Consider the following 23,384-nt stretch of genomic DNA (forward strand, 5'->3'; position numbering starts at 1 on the left):
ACCTGATATGACAGAATAGTATAATTTTTAACCTTTTAGTCTTTTGATTTTTTACACCTCTTGCCAATTCTCTTGGTCTTCCTTAAAGCGTTTTAGAAGGTCGAGTCCTTCTGGCGTGATATAGCCTTCTTCTTGGGCTAGGTGGATGAGTTCACTGTAGTTAGAAAGCGTCACCAATTTCACACCAGCATCTGCAAAGTTCTTATCTGCTTTTGGCAATTGGTAACTAAAAATCGCTACAACTCCAAGTACATCTGCTCCTTCGCGTTTAGCTGCTATTACGGCTTCAAGAACAGAACCACCCGTTGAAATAAGGTCTTCAACCACTACCATTTTTTGACCTTGAGCTACGCGACCTTCGATTTGATTACCAGCTCCGTGGTCTTTTGGTTTGCTACGGATGTAGGCAAATGGCAGGTTCATCTTGTCAGCAATAATAGCTCCGTGTGGAATCCCTGCTGTTGCAGTTCCTGCAATCACCTCAACCTCAGGAAAGGCTTCTTTGATAGCTTCCACAAAACCATTTTCAATGAGAGTACGAGTCTCTGGATAGGCAAGTGTCACACGGTTGTCCGTATAAATCGGCGACTTGATACCAGAGGCCCAAGTGAAAGGCTCCTCTGGTTTGAGGTAAACGGCTTGGATTTTCAAGAGGTGGCTAGCGATATCTTTAGCAAGTGTCATGGTATTCTCCTTTTATTTTTCTAATCTAGTTCTTTAATTCCAGTCCTGTGTCCATTCATCCTTGATCGCATGATAAGCTGCAACAGGATCCTCAGCTTGGGTAATGGGACGTCCCACTACGATATAGTCACTGCCGATTTGATAGGCATCAGCAGGTGTCATGACTCGTTTTTGATCTCCAACTGCAACACCAGCTGGACGAATCCCTGGTGTCAGACAGATAAAATCTGGATTGGTAGCCTGCTTGATGACTTGTACTTCCTGAGCCGAGCAAACAACACCATCCAAGCCAGCTTCAGCTGTCTTCTTGGCATAGTGAATCACAGACTCTTGCAGACTGGTTTGGATATTTTGAAACTCCTGCATCTGAGCTTCTGACGTTGATGTGAGCTGAGTTACAGCGATCAATTTGGCTTGACTCCCAAGACCTTCACGCGCCGCCTTCATCATCTCTACACCACCAGCCGCATGGACATTAGTCATATCGACACCAAGCTGAGACAAGACCTTCATGGCTGACTTGACTGTATTAGGAATGTCATGAAGCTTGAGATCTAAAAAGACACTATGACCCAAGCCTTTCAGGTAAGACACAATCCCAGGCCCCGTTGCGTAATAAAGCTCCATCCCTACCTTGAGATAAAGACTTTCCGCTTCTGGGAAAAGAGCTAAAAATTCCTTGACCGCCTCAAAACTAGGAAAATCAAGAGCAATGACTGGACGATGTTCTCGCATAGGTTTCTCCTTTTACCTTTGCTAGTGAGAGAGTCTGGCCAACAGAAGCCACGAAAAAAGGAACCTGCCAACAGCAAGGTTCCACGAAAAATGGGTAGTCTCCACCCTTTCACCGTCTAACCTTAGCTGCCTCTCTGGACTGCTTTAAAGGTTTTCTATTATTCTATTATTTCTACTAGTACTTGTCAAGTAAAAACAGCTAAATCCATGTTGACTGCTATTGAACACCTCACAAGACTCTTTCCAAAAGAATAGTTAAAGACTTTCACTTCGGACAGAGAAAAAGAGTTTGCTTGTTACCCTTTAATTGAACAAATGGGAATTCTGTTTTATTTTGCGGATGCCTATTCATCTTGGCAAAGGGGAAGTAATGAGAATGCGAATGGACTTCTTCGTGGGTATTTTCTTAAACCGATTTGGCAACAATTACCGAAAAAATCCTTAATGATGCTTTGCTAGCTTATTAATCACCGTCCCCAAAAATACTTGGATTACAAGACAGGTTTTGAAGCACTTTTTGAAGCACTTATAGAGGAGATTTAAAAATGTTGCATTTTTTATTGCAATTTATCAGTTATCTTATCACCCAAAACTTCTGCAATTAGTATGAGCACTATTGTTATTTTTCTTTTTTCGTACACTCAAATCAAAATATAGCAATAAGACTATTCTGTAGAATTGCTGTCAAAAAGATCAGTTCATTTTTTCCTTCCCACTTGTGTTTATAATCATTAAAATAACTCAATTAAGAAATTTTCTTTTTCCTAATAGTTAGCGTAATTAAAGTTAATAGAAGAACAATCCAAATAAGTAGTGTTAGATTAGGAATTAGAGTTTTATTCCATGAAAATTCCTCCCATTTTGTGAAAAACTTAGTAAACAGTCCCATAAAACTATAATCTGTTATCTTCGCAACTGTCTTATCCAAACCAGATAGCATCGGTAAGAAAGCAACTAAAATCATAGCAGGAAGACTGATAACCTGAGCTACTACTTGGCTCTTCGCGGTTAAACCTATCAATAAATAGAATAAAATGATGGATAAAGAGGTTAGAAGAACGATTGTAATATAATTAAAAGTATGTACAATTGTAACTCCTAAAATAAGAGGAGTAGTTCCCATAATCACAAAAGTTAGCAAAAAAGGAAGAAACATAGTTGATAAAATGTATTCGGAGCCTTTAACACCACTCAACAGAAGAGTTTGTAAATTGTACTTTTCTTTTTCTTCAGACAAGATAATAGTTATAGGACTTCCAACAGCCAAAGCCAAAGAAAAAGGTAAACACATCATCAAAAGAACTAATGCCTGTTGATCGTTGACCTTCCCCTGTGTTTCCATAAGATATTTATAAAAATATGTGAAAGCAAAAGGCACTAAAACTTGCAATAAAATACTCTTATTGGAAAGGATAATTTGACAACGCAACCATACCAAAGCCAGAAACCGTTTAAGCATTTAGCTTTCCTTCTGTTAATGTGATAAAAATATCTTCTAAAGTAGGCTCACATGAATGAATTGAAAAAATATTTTCCAGATCAGCCTGAGATACCTGTTCTAGTGATGTAAAATCAAAAGTTATCTGATTCCCATTATAATCTGTAAACTTAATCTTTTTATCTTTATTATATCTTTGAATGAGTTCAGAAGGAGCTCCTTGCTCAACTAATTTTCCTTTATTTAATAAGGCAACATAATCACATAAAAGAGTTGCTTCATTCATATCATGAGTCGTTAGAAAAATCGTTGTCCCTGCTGTTTTCAATTCTAAAATTAACTCATGAATTGTTCGAGAAGTTGTGGGATCTAGACCTGAGGTCGGTTCATCCAGAAAGAGTACAGCGGGGTTGTTGATAAGAGCTCGTGCTAAAAGCATTCGTTGCCTCATTCCAGTGGATAATTTTCCTGCTACCATCTTGCGACTATCATATAATCCTACTCGCTTTAACAAATTATCAACACGTGATTTACTAATATTATAAAATTTACTATAAAAAAGAAGATTGTTATACAGAGACATTTTCTCATAAAATCCACTTGTATCGCCAACCAATCCAATTCTCTTTAATTCACCGCTTGTTAAATTTTGAGATTTTTGTCCCAAAATAATAGATTGTCCTTTATCGGCAAGGAACTGCCCAGTCAGAATATTAATCGTTGTGGTCTTTCCAGAACCAGATGGTCCTAAAAATCCAAAAATCTAACCTTCTTTAACAGTGAAGCTTATATTATTTAAAGCTATTTTATCACCAAAACTTTTTGATAAATGGCTAACTTCAATCATACTCATTGCACCTCCTTTATATTCTACATTTTTACTTAACATCTATTTACTTATCTTTATCAAATAAACGTCTTAAAAAAAACAATAACATTAAGCATATAACCGTTAGCAAGATTGTTTCAATATTATTGATAATACGATACATTCTCAAGCAGTATAAAATAATTATATATATGCAAATACTCATTATACCTATTTTTTTAAACATACTAAGCCTCCTTGCTAAATAATAAAGTTATATAATAACTAAGACACACTATACCTAACATAATAAATATCCACAGCATTAAAAATATTATCATACCAATAAAAATATCCACTGGTAACTGAATAAATGTTCTAAAATTAACAAGCAAAAATAAAATCTCAAACGATGAAAAAAGCCATACTATATTTTCCAATGATGTTTGAACATTTTTATTGTAGTAAGCATAATATATAGCAAAAATAATACCCAAGAACAATACTATTAATTGTGTTTCTATAACAGCGAACTGCCCAATAGCAGATAAAAAAGCTACTCCTCCTGATAATAAGCAAAAACAAACTGAACGAATAAATGTTTTCGCTCTAATATTGTTATCTTTCACTTTATTATTTTTTTTTACAAATTGGACATTCTCCGTTTTCCAGAACATATTTTTCTTGACTTAGAGCATGATTTCTCATATTATAAACGTAAGCGTTATCTATTAGGATTTCATTATAACATCCCAGAAATATTTTAATTATTAAATTAGTCATTATCCCTCCCAAAATAGCAGGCATCTCTGGTGTAGTCGGCCACTTTGTCTTATCAGATAAAGTGTACTTATTTATACCTTTGTTTATATTCCGACAACCAAAGCAAGAACCGATGGTAGGGATATATATATTATCAATAATAAGATAGCATCCATTAAACCCTCCTGATATGTAGGATATCTTATGCGATACAGCAAATTGATTGACAATTTTTATAATATCAATGGGCCTATCAATTGCTTTAACGATAAAATCTATACTCCCATATTCCGCAACAATGTTTTCTAATTCTTCTACTGAAGAAACTTTAATAGAAATAGGTACTACCTGAACATCTGAATTATACTTGTGTATTTTTTCAGAAAGAACATTAATCTTCTCCTTACCAACATCCGACTCTGTATAAAGAATTTGCCTATTTAAATTTGATGGTTCTATTATATCGTAATCAGCGACAATAAGTTTCCTCACTCCATACATACTTAGACTTAGAGATATATAACATCCTAAGGCTCCTGCTCCTAATACTAATACTGTTTTATTCTGTATTTTATTATACTCTTCATTATAAAATAACGAACAGTAACCTTTAGTTCTAGAATATCTCCTATCAATATCTATCTCATCCGAAACTAAAATTTGTTCATTTATAGTTCAAATGTTAGTTTACTGCCTAATACTTCTTCTATCTCTAATAGTTCCTTACAACTATTAAATAGATCGTTGATAAATTCTTGCGAAATTTGAGGTTCTATAGCTATTTCCCGCATACTCCGACCACGCAAATACATTATACCTTCTTTTTTATAAGCAAAAACATAACTATTTACGTAGAACATATTTCGTCCTTCCTCTCATATAATATAGAAAGCAGTATAGAAACAACCACCCCTCCTATACTACGAACAATAATATTAGGTGTCAAAAACTGTAATAGTTGACTCAAAGGGAAATAAATAATAACAAATGCTATTAAAAGTTGAACTATATACTGAAAATTCAAGTTATTATTGTTAGAATTCAAGTATCTTAAAATAATACCACTATCATACTGAAAAAAAGGAATTGAATTACTAAAAAACGGCTTAGAAAGACTTACCGCCTTATCCAAGCTGATATTTGTTCATCTAATTAATAATCTAAATAAAGGATCTACTTCACTTTCATAATCCGAACTAAATTGGCTCTTTCTGCCTCCTCTAGTTTCAATTCTATATAATGAATAGTTTCTGACAAGTTTGGAATAATCGAATATTCTAAACCATTTACACGTCTACGTGTTTTTTCTATTTCATCAGCCATTAACTGACACGTTTTTTCAACTTCTGCCAGTCTTAGTAATTTATCAATTAAACAATTCATTGTAGCAAATACATCATCCATTTCACTATTAGAAGATAAATAGCTGTATTCACTGTTCTCATTTTGAGAAGTAATATTCATATACATTCTAGGAACTATTACACTCATGATATTTTCTTTCTCAACAAATAATTCAATTTCTTTCGATGGAATTGAAAATAATTCCTCCACCATTTGAGAATTCTTTAATGATTTAGCAACTGCAAAGGATTTTAGATTATCAATTAGATAACTTTCTACTTCTTTCCGAAGTTGATTATTCTCACGAATCAAAGAAATAAATCGCCTCATCAATTCATCTCTTTTATCCTTTAATAACTTATGTCCACGTTCAGCTGTTTTCAAACGTTCCTTTAAGTTATTCAATTCCATACGAGTTGGTTTTACATTCAAACGTACCATAGATAATCACTCCATTTCTGGATTAAACTTCTACCAAAGGTAAGTATTTATCAAGCAAATCATCTTTGATACGTTTTAACTCTGTTCTAGGAAGAATTGATAGTAATTCCCACCCAAGATTCAACGTATCTTCTATATTTCGATTTTTATAAAATCCTTGGTTGATGTACTCTTCTTCAAAGCGCTTTGTAAACCTCATATACAATTTATCTACATCAGATAAAGCCGACTCTCCTAATACTACTGCTAACTCTTCAACCTTTTTCCCTTGAGCATAGGTTGCAAACAGTTGATTCATAGTTGGAGCATGATCTCCACGAGTTTTACCTTCTCCAGATCCCTTATCTTTTAATCGAGAGAGAGAAGGTAAAACATTGATTGGTGGACGATAACCTTGATTATACAACTCATGCGACAAAATAATTTGCCCTTCAGTAATGTATCCAGTTAAATCAGGAATTGGATGTGTTATGTCATCTTCTGGCATTGTTAAAATAGGAATCTGTGTCACTGAACCTTTTTTACCAACTAAGCGACCAGCCCTTTCGTATAGAGTTGATAAATTTGTATATAAATATCCCGGATAGCCTCGTCTACCTGGAACTTCACGGCGAGCTGCCGAGACTTCACGTAACGCTTCACAATAGTTAGTCATATCCGTCATGATAACTAGAACATGCATATCTTTTTCAAAAGCTAGATACTCTGCCGCAGTTAAAGCAATGCGGGGAGTTGCAATACGCTCAATTGCAGGATCATTTGCCAAGTTCATAAATAAGACTGAACGATCGATCGCTCCTGTTTTTCTGAGGTCTTCCATAAAGAACTCAGCTTCTTCAAAAGTAATACCCATTGCTGCAAATACAACCGCAAAATTTTCATCAGAATTTAAAACAGTCGCTTGTCTTGCTATCTGAGCAGCTAATTCATTATGAGGTAAGCCCGAACCTGAAAATACTGGTAATTTTTGACCACGTACAAGAGTATTCAAATGATCAATAGAGGAGATCCCTGTCTGAATAAATTCATCTGGATAATCTCTAGATACAGGATTAATAGCTTGACCATCAATATCTAAATATTTCTCTGGAATTAAATCTGGTCCACCATCAATTGGTTTTCCCATCCCATTAAAAATACGACCAACCATATCCTCAGATACAGCCAATTCTAATGCATGACCAGCAAAACGAATTTTAGACTTTTCTAAATTTATTCCACTAGATCCTTCAAAAAGCTGAACCATTGCTTTATCTTCGTGGATCTCTAAAACTTGTCCACGACGAATTTCTCCATTATGAAGTTGAATTTCAACTAACTCATTGTAAGACACATTATTTACTTGTTCAACAATCATAAGAGGCCCAACAACTTCACTAGCAGTTCTGTATTCTTTTATAACACTCATTTATAGACCTCCTGTTTCTAATATCAAATGAATTTGATGTGTAATCTCATTTGATATAATTTTGATTTCATCTAATCTATCTTCTGAAACATATTTACTTCTCGCCATACGGTCTCGAACTGCCACGGTACCTTCCATAATCTCTGTAAAGTAAGAACCCAACTCTAGAGCATGATTTGCCTGATCAGCAAAAGTTAGGATATTACTTAGCATTGCTTCTTGTTTTGCAAACGAAGTGAATGTATCTACCGAATCAAAAGCGTTCTGTTGCAAATAATCTTCTCGAATTTGTTTAGCAATTTCCATCGTTAGTCGTTCATTATCAGACAGAGAATCAATTCCAACAAGACGAACAATTTCCTCTAAACTAGATTCCCGTTGTAAGTAGTTCATCGCACGAGTTATTTTACTATTCCAATCTGTCTTCTCTTTACCATCTATATAAGTTCCCACACTGTCTTTATAGAGTGAATAAGATGTAAGCCAGTTAATTGCAGGAAAATGACGTCGCTGTGCCAACGGAGCATCAAGCCCCCAAAAAACTTTCACAATCCGTAAAGTGTTTTGAGTAACTGGTTCTGAAATATCTCCACCGGGTGGCGATACAGCTCCAATAGCAGTAATCGTTCCTTCACGTTCTGGAAGCCCTAGAACCTGAGAACGTCCCGCTCTTTCATAATATTCAGCGATACGACTTCCCAGATAAGCAGGATAACCCTCATCCCCAGGCATTTCTTCTAGACGTCCTGACATTTCACGTAGCGCTTCTGCCCAACGTGAAGTCGAATCAGCCATAATGGCGACAGAGTAGCCCATATCACGAAAATACTCAGCCATGGTAATTCCTGTATAAATTGAAGCCTCACGAGCAGCAACAGGCATATTTGAAGTATTAGCAATCAGAACTGTCCGTTGCATAATTGATTGTCCGGTATTAGGGTCAATCAACTCAGGAAACTCATTCAGTACATCCGTCATTTCATTTCCACGTTCTCCACAACCGACATAAATAACAATATCAACATTAGCAAATTTAGCTACTTGGTGTTGTACAACTGTCTTTCCTGCTCCAAACGGTCCAGGAACAGCTGCTGCTCCCCCTTTGGTTACTGGAAAGAATGTATCAATAACTCGTTGACCTGTGATTAATGGTTCTTCTGGGATTAAACGTTTAGAAACAGGACGCGCCTTGCGAACAGGCCATTTTTGTATAAGCGTTCCTTTATAGAAACTACCGTCCATTTTTTTTATTTCATATACAACTTCATCAATTGTAAAATCACCAGATGCAATAGAAACGACTTCGCCAGATACTCCATAAGGAACCATAATTTTATGATTAACTACCTCGGTTTCCTTGACAGTTCCAAGAATATCACCCGTACTCACTTTTTGACCAATTGCTATAGTAGAATCAAAATGCCACTTAATATCTCTATCCAAACTTGGAACTTCTACCCCACGAACTAGAAAATCATTATGAGTAGCCAATTTAAATCGATCTAATGGGCGTTGTATGCCATCAAACATTTGAGAAATCAATCCTGGCCCTAATTCAACCGAGAGAGGTTCTCCAGTTGTAACAACAGGTTCTCCCGGACCAAGACCAGATGTTTCTTCATAGACTTGGATAGATGCCTGATCTCTTCTCATTTCAATAATTTCACCGATTAACCCTAGCTTACCTACACGGCAAATATCTTGAATATTAGCCTCCTGCATACCTGATGCAATAACTAGAGGTCCCGATACTTTTATAATCTTCCCTTGAGTCAAAGTTATTCTCCTTACTAAGTCCAAAAATTATAGAATAATATTACAGATAATTTTGTATATTATTATAAAATATTGTGTCCTACTGCTTTCTCTACATTATCCTCTATACGTTTTAATCCTAGATTTAAACCTGGTTTATGAGTCGGTAATAAAATAATAGCAGGCACAACTTGGGAATCATAATGGCGAATTGTATCTAATATCATTGAAGCAATGTCTTCAGTGATATAAATGACACCATAATCAGATTGAGCTAATTTTCTTAGAGTATTTGTAGCTTCTTGTTCTTGATAGGCAGGAAATATATCAAACCCAATCATGCTAAAGGGTAAAATAATATCACGGCTACCAATTATGCCAATTTTATACTTTTTAGCTTTCATAATGCGGGCGTATCCTTTCTTTTATTGATTCAAAGGGAATTGTATTTTGAAGAGCTGATATAATCATTCTGAGATTCTTTACTTCAAACTCACATCCCAATAAATATCTAGCAAGTACTAACGGCCCATCTACATTGTACCTTCCTTGATCTAAAGTTTTATACAATAATAAATCACATAAAAATTCTAAATCAGAAGATGAAATTGTTGCGTCCTGCATCTTCAATTCATAAGTTGAAAAGATTGAATCTAAGCTTGGATTTATTTTATTGAACCACACAAATATTTCTTGATTTTCTACAATGTATATAAATTCTTTGGAAGAAATACTTCCTTCATCTGAAAGTAATTGTAAAATATCCCCATGACTCTTATTTTGAGATAAACCACGTTTTACAGTAATAATATTATAAAAGTCAATCATTGCGACAATAACCTGAGACAGCACCTCATCTAACTCATTAGATAAAAGTTTCAGATGTTTAAAATATGCTAGATCAGCTCCGACATCAAGTACACGAATATTATTAAAAGTTTCATACTCATTCCAAATTGATTCTACTTCATGAACCATAAAATCAGGAAGTGTATCTGAATGTAAGGAAGAAACTAAATGTTTTAAACTTTCTATATCAAAAATCCCTATTGGAATTAATAATTTAGAAAAATCTTTCTTAATTGCCGCCTTAGATTTTAATAAGACTTTGATATTATGATAAACATATCGTAAAGCAAATAAAGTCACAATTTTATCAGACGGACTTTCAGCATAGGCCCATCTATAATCATTGACTAATTTTGTCATTAGCGAAGTCTCTGTCTGACTAGGATTTTCTAAAACGTCAATCGATAAATGATAGGGAGTTGCTTCTAAGATAAATGCCAATGTCTCCATATCTTTGGATTGTATAATTTTTTGAAATTTTTCTTCTGTAATAAAATCGTTTTCTTTTACCGAAATCGTCGTATTTATTTTTGAAAAAAGATTAGTATCCATAAAATACCTTTCTAATTTTATTGGAATACTCCAAATTTCTAAGAAGGATTAACCAATTTCATCCTTAATTGATAAAAATTTGATTTGCGATACTTGAACTTTCTTCCTTAGAAATCAATCCAATTAATGTTTTATACAAATAGTTATCATCAATTTTACCTATTGAAATAAGTAGGCCTGATTCATTTGAGATAGGCTGCTCACTAAATAAATGATTTGGAAAAGAGAATTTCAATTTCTCTAATTGTTCCAAATTGAATTTAGCTAAAGTCCGCTCCCCAAAAGTTACTATGACCTCTTGTTGTGAATATCGTTCCAGAATTCGATAGATGAACTCCATTTCTTTATCTGCACTCCAAGATTCCATTTCTATTAAAGCAGATTGAAAAAGTTCTTTTAATATTTTCTGTTTTGATACTAACGTTGATTGGCGTTCCTTATTTTTTAATTGTTGAAAAATTATTTGATATTTCTGTTGTAATTCTTTTAACTTTCGTTCATGTTCAGCTTCTTTTTTCTTTACAATGACCAACTTTTGCATTTCAAATTCATCATCAATCTTCTTTTTGGAATCCAATAATTTCATACGCCCTTTTTCATGAACTTGTTCAATAACAGACTCTCGTAAGTTTTCTAAATTGCTCATTTAGACTCCTCCTTTGAATAGCAAATTAATTTCTTATACACGAAGGGTCAAAATGAATGATACGACAAAGGCAAGAATTGCATAGGTTTCTACCATGGCAGCCAAAATTGCTCCCTTCATGAATTCTTTTGGTCTTTTAGCCAATATTTGCATTCCCGCTACTGCTACATTTCCTTGATGCTTAGCCGAAAAGTATCCTACAATAGCAATTGGAAGAGCTACAAAGAAATAAGCAACGCCTTTTTCTAAAGGAAGTTCTGGAGTTAATTGCAACCAAATCAAAATTCCAATAACAAAACCATATAATCCTTGTGTTCCGGGCAGTAGTTGCAATATCAAAGCTGAGGCAAATTTTTCTGGCTGTTCTTTCAGTAAAGCTGCGGCAGATTGCCCAGCCTTACCAACTCCATAAGCAGACCCCATACCGCTTAATCCAACCGCCAATACAATTCCCAATGCAGCAAAGAAAGCTCCTCCATAGGTTGAAAAATAAGTTGCTAAATGTTCCATTATATATATCCTCCATTAATTCTTTGTAATAACCTTAATATATTTCTCAGAAGCCTTCAAAGGTTGAAATGGTTTTCCTCCACCCTCATAAAACTTACCAAAAAATTCAACAAATATCAGACGTGCTCCATGAACATATCCTGATAGTAACGATAGAAAAATATTGATCGCATGTAAAAGAATGAATAATACTAATCCAATTGTCAGTTTAGCCAATGTCCCCGGAAACAAACCAACAATTAAATTGAAAGCTGATGCTATACTTGCTCCAGATAATCCTAATGCCATCAATCGAGTGAAACTAACTAAATCACCTATATAAGATGAAATGTTATATAGATTAAACAATCCTGCTCCAATACCTGACAAGCTTTTGGCTTGAATAATAGAAACAATCAAAATCCCCACAGCATTAAAAATAGATACCCATTTCCCTAATACAAATAACGGTCTCATATCAGGCATCAACATTCCGACAGCAATAAATAACAAGCCAAGCAGAATAACACACCACGCAAATCCTGAATTATATGCTTCTGCATATTTCTTCATTCTTACTTTTTGTAGTCCTGAAGCTAACAAACCTACAAATACTGTAATAAATCCAAACACAACTGACACTACTAATATAGTCATGACATCCGAGGTTGTAGATATCAGATGAAATGGCAACTCATATCCAAAAAATGAGCCATAGATTCCACCCCAAATTGCAACGGCTACCCCTAATATATTAAAGAATTTTAAAAATCTCTTAGTCGCTGAAGGTAGATGAAAATTTTTTAATGCTAACATTGTTCCTAAAAACAATAGTAAACCATAGCCTAAATCAGCAACCATCATTCCAAAAAATGTAAAGTAAAATGGTGCTAATACAGGTGTAGGATCTTTCTCATAATATTTGGGCAGAGCATACATTTCTGTCAATAATTCAAATGGTTCAATTAAAGAATGATTCGTTAATTTGATAGGTATTTCATCTTGATTATCCGTCAATGTTTCAGATTCATAAATATAAATAGAATGTCCAAAACGCTCATCCATAACTTTTATAAAATATAAAATACGGGTTTCTTCTATCCATCCTTCTAATGCAACTAGATGCGGAGTGCTCAAAAGATTATTCTTAGAGATTTGACGAGCATAGATAGATAAAATATAGTCTATTTGCCATTGTAAATCTATCAAATTTTTCTTTGAATCTTGCAACGATGCGATAATATTCTCTTTTTCAGTTATTAACTGCATGTTTTTTTGATCCAAATCTACTACTCGCTGCTTCGGTAATTCCTTTCTAGAATAATCAAATGGTTCAAATAAGTATTCATCAAAATCAATAGAGCAACTGGACTGATAGAAAACAACAACACCGTACTCTCTATCATTAGAAAATATTTCTTGAACTTCAACATTGTTTTCTAAAAAACTATTGTATAAGCGATTATCTACAGTCCTTGGAATTGTTCCGACTTTTCCTTTACAGAAAGAGAATTGTTCTAAATACGCAGGAATAATTTCTAATTTTTCCCACTTTATTAATCTCTCTATTTCCTCATTATTACTTTGAATGTGTCTTTCTAATTCATGAACTCTGTTTATTTGATGATTCACTTTTTTAAGAACACCCTCAGCAACATTAGCTTTACCAAATTTTTCTAATTCTTCATAAAAGGTTGTTATCGGAGGTTGCTGTAATAACTTAAACGTGTTTTCTTTCGGTAGGTATTCTTGTAATTTCTCTACAGTTGCTTCCAAATGTTGTTGTTTATTCATCAAATAAGTCAAGGCATCATTTCCTTCAATAACCCCATGATTGGAATTAGAAGTATGAGAAATTTGAATAGTTGGAAATACAACCTCATCTTTTTCTAGAGCTTCTGACCAGTTATCCTGAACCTTTAAATCACGGAACTGCACTGACTCTAGTTCTTGAATAGTTTTTAAAACATCATCAAGACTACTCTTAGTAAATAGTAGAGAAATTCTTTTCATCTGACTAATAGCCATATTTTTCTACCACCCTACCAATAATTTTTTCTACAAATTCTCCTCTCCTACTTGATGAAATATACTGAATCTTTGCATCATTTTCCTTGATTGTTTTATTAACCTCATCAATGAGGTTCTGTTGTTTCATTTCTAAATTGCTTTCTATTGAAATTAATTCTTCGTGACTTTTTTCATCATAACTTTTTTCTAGTTTTTCCAATTCTTCTTGGGAGACAGCTTTATACGTATAAATCTCATTATCATATGATTTTATAATATCGGTTGCAACATTCTCAATATCTTGCATTGTCGAAAATACAGAGCTAGTCATTGTGACACCTCCTTATCTTTTACACTATTTATTAGAAACTCTATCTAAGAAATTTTTTACAGCTCCTATACGACCAGCTTCATTTCCTAATGTAGCTGCCACAACATTTTTAGGCAAAAACCTATTATCCATTGCATTTTTAGCTAAAGAACTTTGAATTTCAGGTAACAAAATATCCTTTTTAGCCAGAATCCCACCTCCTAATATGAGAATTTCTGGATTAAGTAGATAAGAAATCGTTAATAAACCTTTTGTTAGATTTTCTACAAAAATTTCAAAAGTTTCTTTAGCGACTTTATCTCCAAATCTTAAATCCGTTAACAATTTGTTCATTGACAATAATACTGCCTCCTATACCTGTTCCAATAGTAACCATTACTACATTTTTCTTATCTTTGGCTTGTCCCTTCCACAATTCACCTAATTCAGCACAATTAACATCATTTTCAACAAAAGTAGACAACCCAAAACGTTTTTCTATTTCGGAAGTAAAGTTTACTCCGATATACCCTGGTATTGTATAGCCTGCATAGATGATTTCTCCTGTATTAGCATTAACAACTCCAGCAGTGGAAATCCCAACACCATCAATTGAATAATTTAAAATATACTCACCAATTAAATCACAGACCTGATTTAATATCTGGTTCGTTCCCAAATCATAGTCAATAATTGTTTCTATCTCTTTGAACTGATTTAAACTCGTTCCAAAATCATCGTATAAATCTGCCTTAATTGTTGTTCCGCCAATATCGATCCCTATAATCTTCATTTCATCACTCCCACATTTTTGATCTCATTACTTTTTGATAAAAAATGGGACTGGGCATTATCCCAGTCCCATCTCTATTTCTTTATTAGACTTCCTGCAAAACTAGAATCCTAGTTCATGATTGATAATGCCAGCAATCAAATTCATTCGTAATCCGAAGCGTTTACAATGATTTCGATAGGTTGTTGAAAACATTTTAAACGTTTTTACTTTGGCAAACATATTCTCAACCTTGATTCTCTCCTTAGATAGCGCATGGTTACAGGCTTTATCTTCAGCTGTTAGCGGCTTGAGTTTGCTGGATTTACGTGGAGTTTGCGCTTGAGGATATAGCTTCATGAGCCCTTGATAACCACTGTCAGCCAAGATTTTACCAGCTTGTCCGATATTTCTGCGACTCATTTTGAACAACTTCATATCATGATAATAGTTCACAGCGATATCCAAAGAAACAATTCTCCCTTGACTTGTGACAATCGCTTGAGCCTTCATAGCGTGGCATTTCTTTTTACCAGAATCATTCGCTAATTGTTTTTTAGGGCGATGGATTTTTACTTCCGTCGCATCAATCATTACCGTGTCCTCAGCACTAAGGTGAGTTCTTGAAAGCGTAAAACCACTTTGAACAAGAGTTACTTCAACCCATTGGCTCCGACGGATTAAGTTGCTTTCGTGGATAGCAAAATCAGCCGCAATTTGTTCATAAGTTCGATATTCTCGCACATATTGAAGAGTGGCCATAAGAAGGTCTTCTAGGCTTAATTTAGGTTTTTATCCATCTTTTGCGTGTTTAATTTTTAATACAGCTAACATCTCTTCAAAAGTCGTGCGCTGAACACCAACAAGACGATTAAATTGTGCATCATTTAGTTGTTTACTTGCTTCATAATTCATAGAACTATTATACCATATTTTGTTTCGCAGGAAGTCTATTCAATAAGTTGTATCACAGAACTTTAGAAATTATATAATGACAAGAATTTACTATTCTGTTTTACAATAGTTAAGCATTTGTGATTTCTGAAAGACTTACTTTTCGATCTTCTTTAACTGATAAAGTACATGCATCAGCGGTAGCGATTGATTCTAAAGCAGCTACACCATTGAGAAGTTTTTCATATTCTTCTGTAATTTCTCCACCTTTAATGATGTCATGTAGATATTCCATTTCTTTATCAATACATGTTTGTAACCATAATGGGCAACGTACTCCTGGTTTACCGTACGCAATTGCTCCATCCATACCACGACCGGTATAGATAGCTGTACGATCATCATCTTCCTCTTGAGTTTCATGAACTAAGAAGTGTGATTCTCCTTCACCTTTAACACGAAGAGTACCTCCAGTATTGAACAAGTCAAGTTTGATAGCTCCTTCAGTTCCTTGAATCAAGACGTAGTGTTCACCCCAAAGGAAAGCATTACCATATTCCAAAACAGCATAACGATCATCAGAGTATTCTAAGTTGACAATGAGCATATCATCTTCATCACCAAAGTTTTCACCTTTATGATATACATTGCCTCCTACCATTGTCGCTTTTTCAGGAAGTCCTCCCATGATGAACTGAATGCAATCTAATTCATGAATATGGTGGTACAAATGTCCTCCAGATTGAGAACGAAGTTTCTTCCATGATACAGTTGGTTGTTGTTCTTCCCAACCTGTACGAGCGGCATGGCAATAAAGAACTTTACCGATTTTACCTTGAGTAATCAATTCTTTAGCATGGTGTACACCATTAAAGAAGTTCATGATGTGACCAGCCATAAAGATAACATTATTTTCTTTACATGCGTCAACCATGGCTTTACAATCTTCATAAGACAATGCAATTGGCTTTTCACAAAATACGTGTTTGCCATGTTGAGCAGCTTTCACAACAGGTTCACGGTGAAGATAGCTAGGTGAAGCTACGATCACACAATCAATATCTTCACGTGCTACAAGTTCATCTAAACTTGCACAAACATCTGATCCCAACTCTTGAGCAACTTCTTCTCCATGATTTGGGTCAAATACCGCAACCACTTTTGCATCTTCAATTTTGTTCATTGAGCGAGCCAAATCAGCTCCAAAATATCCAGCTCCAACAATACCGTAATTTACCATAATTTTTATCCTATTTCTATATATTTTTAAATTTCAGATTTAATTCTTTTTCAAATCTTCAATCTTAAATGTTATATATGGTACAACATTTTTCATATGAAGTTCATTACGAGACCATGAATCAAATTTTTCAAACATCAATCCAATTTCATGATTTGGTAACTCTGTCAATGTTGAATATGAGTATCCATAGTTACTATAATCAACGTCGTGATGATAACGCCAATCAATTGTATTATCATCATTAATTAGACCAATCCAAATTTGCCCGTGTTTACGACCATTTGTGGAGTTTGGAGTACTTAAAATGACAGCCTTTTCACCATCAATCAATTAACTATAATTGATGATTGATAATTGTGTTCCATAACTTGGATTTGAAACAAATTTCAAATATTCCGGTGCACTCCAAGTAGTACCTGCGTCTGTACTTGTTAAATATGCAATTTTACCATTATTTGTACGCATGTATGCTTGAATTACTCCTGGACTCAATTCTACAAATTGTGCTTCTGCTGACCAACTAGGAGGAAGTGGCACAATTTTAACTTTCCAAGATGCTCCATTATCGTCACTATAAATGAACGCAGACTCTTTACCAGTGTAAGACGGAATAAGAATACGTCCAGTTGAGCTTTCAATGATTCCACGTCCAGGACCCAAATAAGGCGCATTCCGATTAAGTCCCATTATAGGAGGTAATAAAGTTGGTGCAGACCAAGATTCGCCATGATCATTGCTAGAAATATATGCAATACAGTTCGTTGGCACTACTTTGAATAATGCATCTTTGTAGAAGATATTCATATGGACGTGAGTCCCATTACGATATTCAGTCTTTTTATTATTTTTAAATGAAACCGAATATTTCTCTACTGTCAAATAATTACCATTTTGTTTAATACCGAAATTTTTATCTACTGAAAATTCAGTTGGTCTGTTGGTACGATCGTCGTATACAGTACCATTCTCACGAATAGTATAATTCTAATCAGTATCACCTTGTTTCTTTAATTTAAGGTAATAATTACCATCAATTTATTTATAACCTGAATCTTTTCTAGTAGCTTCTCTAAAACTTACTCCAGCAGGCATCACATCAGCAAACATGAGTACTTGTTTGTTATTTTTTTCAACAATAACAGAGTCAATATAGGTTGCACCACCGCTGATTTGTAAGTCACGTCCACCAACATCACGAGGCCATTCTAATGGTACTGGCGCAAAATCATCGAATGCCAATGTTAATTTTGGTTTAGTCCATGTCTTACCATTATCATCACTATAACTTGTAGCAATATTAATTTTATTCAAAAAATCATGAGTTCCGCCGTAACGAGCGTCAATGCTTGAAAATACCCGACCATTGCTAAAAGTATACAGAACTGGAATACGGAAATAGTTAGAACCTGTTGTATCATTAGCCGTATAAATTAAATGTCCAGTAACAACGTTTGTTGTCATCTTTTTAACAGTTTCTTCATCCAATGCACTATTAAAGAATTTGATATTTTCTAGTGTTCCGTTAAAACCAAACGCCGTTTTTCCTGCACGTTTCACTCCCCCAAGCATATAGTAATCAATGCCTTTAATATCCTTTATGTTTAAGAAGTTATCCACTTTCTTTTCTACTACTTTTGTGCCATTTGCATATAAAGAATATGTTTTTTTGACTAAATCTGCTACTACTGCAACAGTGTTAGTCACAGCTTCTTGTTTGTACTTACCCCAAACTGAAGCAGGTCTGGATACTAGGTGATTTTTATTGGAAGAAGTATCACGCGCTTCCATCCCCAATTCACCATTGTCTCTAAGGAACACATCTACATAACTATTTTGTTGACCGGGTTTAGAATTAGATATTCCAAACAGAGCTTGTAAGCCTTTCTCACTAGACTAATTGTACTTAATCACTACAGCAAAGTCACCGCTAGTAAATTTATCCTTTAACTCATTAGTAACATTTTCTCCTCCCCCTGTTAAAGTAACATTATTTTTTTCTAAGACAGGAGTTTCTTCCGTTGCAGAAGATGGATCCTTAACAGTAGTTTCGACTGTTCGAGGTTGTACAGTAACTTCCGAAGAGTTACCCGATTTAGGTGTACTTCCGAAATCGGAGTCGTTGGTGCAACAAGTTGCACCAACTCTGGTGTTGATACTTCAGAAGTTTCAGTCTCCTAAGCTGCAACTGAGTTAGCAACAAATGCTGATAATACCACTACAGTACCTAAGGTTACATATTGTTTAATATTTTTTTCATTTTATTTTTCCTCGTTTAAAACTTTGATAACAAGTTTTTTAACAGGCTCATCATTGCAATGAATCTTTGGTTGGTGAAGATCTTCTTCAAAAGTCACCAACATATTCCCTGGAAGCAATTCAACAATTTGATAGTCTTTGCTATCGTAAAAAGCAATATCCTTTTCTTCGCTAAAAGGTACACGTGACTGGGCACGAACTGGGGAAGTTACTGCCATTTTTTCAGTATTTTCAACAACAATATGAATATCTAAAGATTTCTTATGAGTTTCAAAAATATCTCCTGGAACTCCATCAGCTAGATAAATCATACAATTTGCAAAAACATTTCCCCGTCAATATCAATTTTCCATCAACTAAATCTGTCAAATTTGTATTTTCTAAAAAATCACAGACTTTTGAAAAATGTTTATTGACAGAAGCATATCGTCTAAAATCAGATTGTTCAGAAATAATCATATTATTTTCTCTTTTCTATTAGTGACGAACTTCCCAACTTGAATCCGCTTTAATTTCTGGAATATCATGAATCGTTGTATATTTAGGTGCAGATACTTTATTTCCAGTAAGAACAGATACAATATAACCTGAAACTACTGATACAGAGATTGAAATCAATGAATATGCCCAGTAGCTAACAGCTGTTGGAGGAAGGAAGTATTTAATAAATACCATGACGATAGTTGATACAATCAGCGCTGCATAAGCACCTTGTTTATTTGCTTTTTTAGAAACAAAACCAAGAATAAATACACCACCAAGTAGACCAAGTACAAGTCCCATGAAACTATTGAACCATTCGTATGCAGATTTAATATCTGAATGAGCCATGATAATGGAAACAACAATTGAGAATAAACCTACTGCTAGAGATACGAATTGTGCAATTTTCGTACGACGATCCTCTGACATATTTTTAGAAATGACATCTTGAATATCCAATGTCCATGAAGTTGCAACAGAGTTCAAACCTGTTGAAACAGTTGATTGAGCTGCTGCATAAATCGCTGCCAAGATCAAACCTGTGACACCTACTGGTAACTGGTATGCAATAAAGTACATAAAGATTTGGTCTTGAGGGATATTGCTAGCTGCACTACCTGCATTTTGTACTTGATAGAATACGTACAAGCCTGTACCGATTAAGTAAAAGACTGTTGCAATTGCAAGTGACAAGACACCATTTGTGAACAACATTTTATTAAGTTTCTTAATATTTTGTGTTGTAGTAAAACGTTGAACCAAATCTTGAGATGAAGCATAGGAAGACAAGATTGTAAAGCCTGAACCCATCACAATTAAGAAGATGGAGTTTGAAAGCAAGTTAGGATCGAAAAGTTTTTCATTTGCAGCAAGGAATTTCCCGTTTGCTAATGTTTCTGCTACTGCACCAAAGCCACCTTTAATATTAGCCATCAGTACAAATAAAGCTACAACGACACCACTAATCAGAACCACACCTTGAATAAAGTCTGTCCATAATACGGATTTTAGACCACCAGTATAAGAATAAACAATTGCAATTGCACCCATCAAAGTAATCAAAATATTGATGTCAATTCCTGTCAATACTGATAAACCAGCTGATGGGAGGTACATAATGATAGACATACGTCCCAATTGATAAATAATAAACAAGAGTGCTGAAATAATACGAAGTGCTTTAGAATTAAAGCGTTTATCCAAGTAATCATATGCCGTATCGATGTCTATCCGTGCAAAAATAGGTAAGATAAAACGAATTGTCAGTGGAATAGCTACAACCATCCCTAATTGAGCAAACCATAAAATCCAGCTACCTGCATAAGAGTTACCAGCGAGTCCCAAGAAGGAAACCGGACTGAGCATTGTGGCAAAAATGGATACCGAAGTAACATACCAAGGAACCGAACCATCTCCTTTAAAGAACTCTTTTCCTTTCATCTCTTTTTTAGAGAAATAGATACCTGCAACCAACACCGCAAGTAAATAAACAATCAAGATAATTAAGTCAATTATTGTAAATCCTGTTGTGCCCATAACATATCTCCATATTGATTTTATTTAGGTACTATAAAAATTCTTTTCGTGCTTGTTGAATAAGTTCGGCTGCTTGTTTTGCAACTTCCAAGTCACCTTCTGCCAATGCTTCTAAGGGTTGACGAACGGAACCTAAATCAAGTTTTTCATTTAGACGCAAAACCTCTTTTGCTACAGCATACATATTTGCCTTACCTGATATCATCTTATAGATAACTTCATTGATAGCATATTGAAGTTTTTTAGCAGTATCTAAATCTCGTTCTTGAATCAAACTTTCCAATTTCAAGAACAAATCTGGCATAACGCCATAAGTACCACCAATACCAGCTTCTGCTCCCATCAAGCGACCACCAAGATATTGTTCATCTGGACCATTGAATACAATGTAATCTTCTCCACCTGCAGCTACAAACATTTGAATATCTTGTACAGGCATAGAAGAATTTTTAACTCCAATCACACGAGGATTTTGACGCATTGTTGCATACAAACTACCAGTCAACGCAACCCCTGCCAATTGTGGAATATTATAAATGATAAAATCTGTATTTGGCGCAGCTTCACTCATTGCATTCCAATATTCTGCGATTGAATATTCTGGCAATTTGAAGTAAATAGGTGGGATAGCTGCAATAGCATCGACTCCAACACTTTCTGAATGTTTTGCCAATTCAATACTATCTTTCGTATTATTACATGCAACATGGTTAATAACTGTTAATTTACCTTTAGCAACTTCCATAACAGCTTCAATAATTTGTTTACGGTCTTCTACACTTTGGTAAATACATTCACCTGAAGAACCATTTACATAGATACCTTTTACACCTTTGTCAATGAAATATTGCACCAGAGATTTTACACGTTCTTGGCTAATTTCACCATTTTCTTCATAGCAAGCATAAAATGCAGGGATAACGCCTTTGTACTTAGTTAAATCTTTCATTAGATTTCTCCTTTATTTGTATTAAGTAATTATTTATTGTGATTAAGTAAGCATTGCAGAAATTAAAAATTTAAACTCTTCGTTATTTTTCCTCCTCTAACAAAAGTATATCAGAAGTGCGTCTTCCTGGGCTACATTCCCCACTAACAACGTAATATCCATTGTCAGCTTTTAGAAAACCTGCCCCACAAAGAGCAAAACGCTCATCGTTTGCAACAATCTTGACCTTACCTGTCTCTAAATCTAGTATTCGCAAGCTGCGATTCCAATTAAAGAAATCTCTTCCTTTAGAAAAGTATTCTTCCCTATAGCCAGGGGCTGCTAAATCAATAACTGCTTTATTATAAACAATTTCATTAAAGCCACCAAGCATCAATAAAACGTTTTCATTTATTTGTATACTTGATGCTCCTAGAACTGAACTTGGTAATCCGAACTCAAGTTTTTCCCACTTATCTTTTTTAAAAATATACTTGTATCCATCTAAATAAGCTTTATTGTTCGCTCCACCTAAATAATACAATTCATTTTGATATTTGACTGATAAACCTTGACCTCTACCAGAAACTGGGAAGTCGGATTTTTTTAAAAGCTCTCGAGTCTCAATATTGAACAGATAACTTTCCTGAAATCCAAAGAATAAGTGGCCATCAAAATAACAACCATAACCACTCTCTAGTTGGAAATCAAAATCCCCGAGACAGATTTCTTCTACACTTTCACCAATTGTAATACGATAAATACTTGAACCTAGAATATAAAAGATTTCATTTTCAACTTCAATTGTAATTCCTTTATCTGGAGAAATTTTTCCATCTTGTTCATATAGAAGATTAAATTTCTCATCATAAACTCTAATTTTATTAGATTGGACTTTTGGACTCTTTAACGGATCGTTATTTGGGAAATAACTACCCCCATATACTAAAATTCTATTGTTAATCCGTCTACAAATCATCCCAGCTAGTCCTGGTGACTCTATATGATTTATAACATCAATTTTCACATTACACCTCTTCT

Annotated in this window: 21 protein-coding genes and 6 pseudogenes; 1 reads left to right on the forward strand and 26 read right to left on the reverse strand. The window is 34.5% G+C overall.

All coding sequences use genetic code 11. The features are described from left to right. Positions 1-51 precede the first annotated feature (51 nt). Together pyrE and pyrF are read right to left on the reverse strand one after the other, a co-directional pair. Positions 52-684 (reverse strand): orotate phosphoribosyltransferase, encoded by a 633-nt coding sequence (gene pyrE / locus HT687_RS01800; RefSeq protein WP_138707294.1) that lies wholly within the window; start codon positions 682-684, stop codon positions 52-54. A 33-nt stretch (positions 685-717) separates the two neighbouring features. Further along, a complete protein-coding gene (gene pyrF, locus HT687_RS01805) occupies positions 718-1,419 on the reverse strand; it encodes an orotidine-5'-phosphate decarboxylase (protein WP_001206739.1) in 702 nt (233 codons plus the stop codon). Positions 1,420-1,737: 318 nt separating this feature from the next. On the opposite strand from pyrF, the pseudogene HT687_RS12280 reads away from it, so the two are divergent. Next, positions 1,738-1,962, forward strand: a pseudogene (locus HT687_RS12280) (IS30 family transposase); the annotation flags it as partial. A gap of 202 nt (positions 1,963-2,164) precedes the next feature. On the opposite strand, the gene HT687_RS01815 reads toward HT687_RS12280, so the two are convergent. From HT687_RS01815 to HT687_RS01915, 24 genes and pseudogenes are all read right to left on the reverse strand, one after another. Continuing rightward, the gene (locus HT687_RS01815) at positions 2,165-2,878 is read right to left on the reverse strand and encodes an ABC transporter permease (RefSeq protein WP_023932991.1); all 714 of its coding nucleotides are present in this window, start codon (positions 2,876-2,878) and stop codon (positions 2,165-2,167) included. Then, positions 2,871-3,710 (reverse strand): annotated as a pseudogene (locus HT687_RS01820) (ABC transporter ATP-binding protein). The gene HT687_RS01815 and the pseudogene HT687_RS01820 overlap by 8 nt, the downstream one beginning before the upstream one ends. Positions 3,711-3,913: 203 nt before the next feature. After that, entirely contained in the window at positions 3,914-4,294 is a 381-nt protein-coding gene (locus tag HT687_RS01825; protein ID WP_078374353.1) for a hypothetical protein, read from the reverse strand. 4 nt (positions 4,295-4,298) lie between these two features. Next, complete coding sequence (locus HT687_RS01830) at positions 4,299-5,099, reverse strand: ThiF family adenylyltransferase (RefSeq protein WP_309598831.1); 801 nt, start codon at positions 5,097-5,099, stop codon at positions 4,299-4,301. 171 nt (positions 5,100-5,270) lie between these two features. Continuing rightward, a pseudogene (locus tag HT687_RS12285) lies at positions 5,271-5,520 on the reverse strand (hypothetical protein); the annotation flags it as partial. Between the two features lie 80 nt (positions 5,521-5,600). Beyond that, positions 5,601-6,212: a V-type ATP synthase subunit D gene (locus tag HT687_RS01835; RefSeq protein WP_023935741.1), complete on the reverse strand. Its 612-nt coding sequence runs from the start codon at positions 6,210-6,212 to the stop codon at positions 5,601-5,603. 22 nt (positions 6,213-6,234) lie between these two features. After that, positions 6,235-7,620 carry a V-type ATP synthase subunit B gene (locus tag HT687_RS01840; RefSeq protein WP_023935738.1) on the reverse strand — a complete coding sequence of 462 codons (1,386 nt, stop codon included), beginning with the start codon at positions 7,618-7,620 and terminating at the stop codon, positions 6,235-6,237. Next, on the reverse strand, positions 7,621-9,396 hold the full coding sequence (locus HT687_RS01845; protein WP_172924055.1) for a V-type ATP synthase subunit A: 1,776 nt from the start codon (positions 9,394-9,396) through the stop codon (positions 7,621-7,623). 62 nt (positions 9,397-9,458) lie between these two features. Beyond that, entirely contained in the window at positions 9,459-9,779 is a 321-nt protein-coding gene (locus HT687_RS01850) for a V-type ATP synthase subunit F (protein ID WP_023935734.1), read from the reverse strand. After that, on the reverse strand, positions 9,769-10,776 hold the full coding sequence (locus HT687_RS01855) for a V-type ATPase subunit (protein ID WP_023935732.1): 1,008 nt from the start codon (positions 10,774-10,776) through the stop codon (positions 9,769-9,771). The genes HT687_RS01850 and HT687_RS01855 overlap by 11 nt, the downstream gene beginning before the upstream one ends. Before the next feature lie 64 nt (positions 10,777-10,840). Continuing rightward, complete coding sequence (locus HT687_RS01860; protein ID WP_023935730.1) at positions 10,841-11,422, reverse strand: hypothetical protein; 582 nt, start codon at positions 11,420-11,422, stop codon at positions 10,841-10,843. 33 nt (positions 11,423-11,455) lie between these two features. Further along, on the reverse strand, positions 11,456-11,932 hold the full coding sequence (locus HT687_RS01865) for a V-type ATP synthase subunit K (RefSeq protein ID WP_000400484.1): 477 nt from the start codon (positions 11,930-11,932) through the stop codon (positions 11,456-11,458). 15 nt (positions 11,933-11,947) lie between these two features. Continuing rightward, entirely contained in the window at positions 11,948-13,939 is a 1,992-nt protein-coding gene (locus HT687_RS01870) for a V-type ATP synthase subunit I (protein ID WP_023935726.1), read from the reverse strand. After that, positions 13,929-14,252, reverse strand: a complete 324-nt coding sequence (locus tag HT687_RS01875) for a hypothetical protein (protein WP_023935724.1) — start codon at positions 14,250-14,252, stop codon at positions 13,929-13,931. The genes HT687_RS01870 and HT687_RS01875 overlap by 11 nt, the downstream gene beginning before the upstream one ends. A 24-nt stretch (positions 14,253-14,276) precedes the next feature. Further along, positions 14,277-15,024: pseudogene (locus tag HT687_RS01880) on the reverse strand (ROK family protein). 102 nt (positions 15,025-15,126) lie between these two features. Next, positions 15,127-15,918 (reverse strand): annotated as a pseudogene (locus HT687_RS01885) (IS5 family transposase). A 109-nt stretch (positions 15,919-16,027) separates the two neighbouring features. After that, a complete protein-coding gene (locus HT687_RS01890) occupies positions 16,028-17,137 on the reverse strand; it encodes a Gfo/Idh/MocA family oxidoreductase (protein WP_023935722.1) in 1,110 nt (369 codons plus the stop codon). Positions 17,138-17,176: 39 nt separating this feature from the next. Then, on the reverse strand, positions 17,177-17,470 hold the full coding sequence (locus tag HT687_RS11725) for a hypothetical protein (RefSeq protein ID WP_023935720.1): 294 nt from the start codon (positions 17,468-17,470) through the stop codon (positions 17,177-17,179). Then, complete coding sequence (locus HT687_RS11730; RefSeq protein WP_023935718.1) at positions 17,471-18,019, reverse strand: exo-alpha-sialidase; 549 nt, start codon at positions 18,017-18,019, stop codon at positions 17,471-17,473. A gap of 156 nt (positions 18,020-18,175) precedes the next feature. Next, complete coding sequence (locus tag HT687_RS11735) at positions 18,176-19,009, reverse strand: sialidase domain-containing protein (protein WP_226372468.1); 834 nt, start codon at positions 19,007-19,009, stop codon at positions 18,176-18,178. Positions 19,010-19,398: 389 nt separating this feature from the next. After that, positions 19,399-19,855 (reverse strand): annotated as a pseudogene (locus HT687_RS01900) (YhcH/YjgK/YiaL family protein). 18 nt (positions 19,856-19,873) lie between these two features. Then, the gene (locus tag HT687_RS01905) at positions 19,874-21,415 is read right to left on the reverse strand and encodes a sodium:solute symporter (protein WP_023935716.1); all 1,542 of its coding nucleotides are present in this window, start codon (positions 21,413-21,415) and stop codon (positions 19,874-19,876) included. 31 nt (positions 21,416-21,446) lie between these two features. Beyond that, a complete protein-coding gene (locus tag HT687_RS01910; protein ID WP_023935714.1) occupies positions 21,447-22,364 on the reverse strand; it encodes an N-acetylneuraminate lyase in 918 nt (305 codons plus the stop codon). Positions 22,365-22,446: 82 nt separating this feature from the next. After that, positions 22,447-23,370, reverse strand: a complete 924-nt coding sequence (locus HT687_RS01915) for a cyclically-permuted mutarotase family protein (RefSeq protein ID WP_023935712.1) — start codon at positions 23,368-23,370, stop codon at positions 22,447-22,449. Positions 23,371-23,384: the final 14 nt, after the last annotated feature.

Origin of the sequence: Streptococcus sp. 1449, assembly GCF_013276805.1 — a bacterium.
GTDB classification, from domain to species: domain Bacteria; phylum Bacillota; class Bacilli; order Lactobacillales; family Streptococcaceae; genus Streptococcus; species Streptococcus pseudopneumoniae.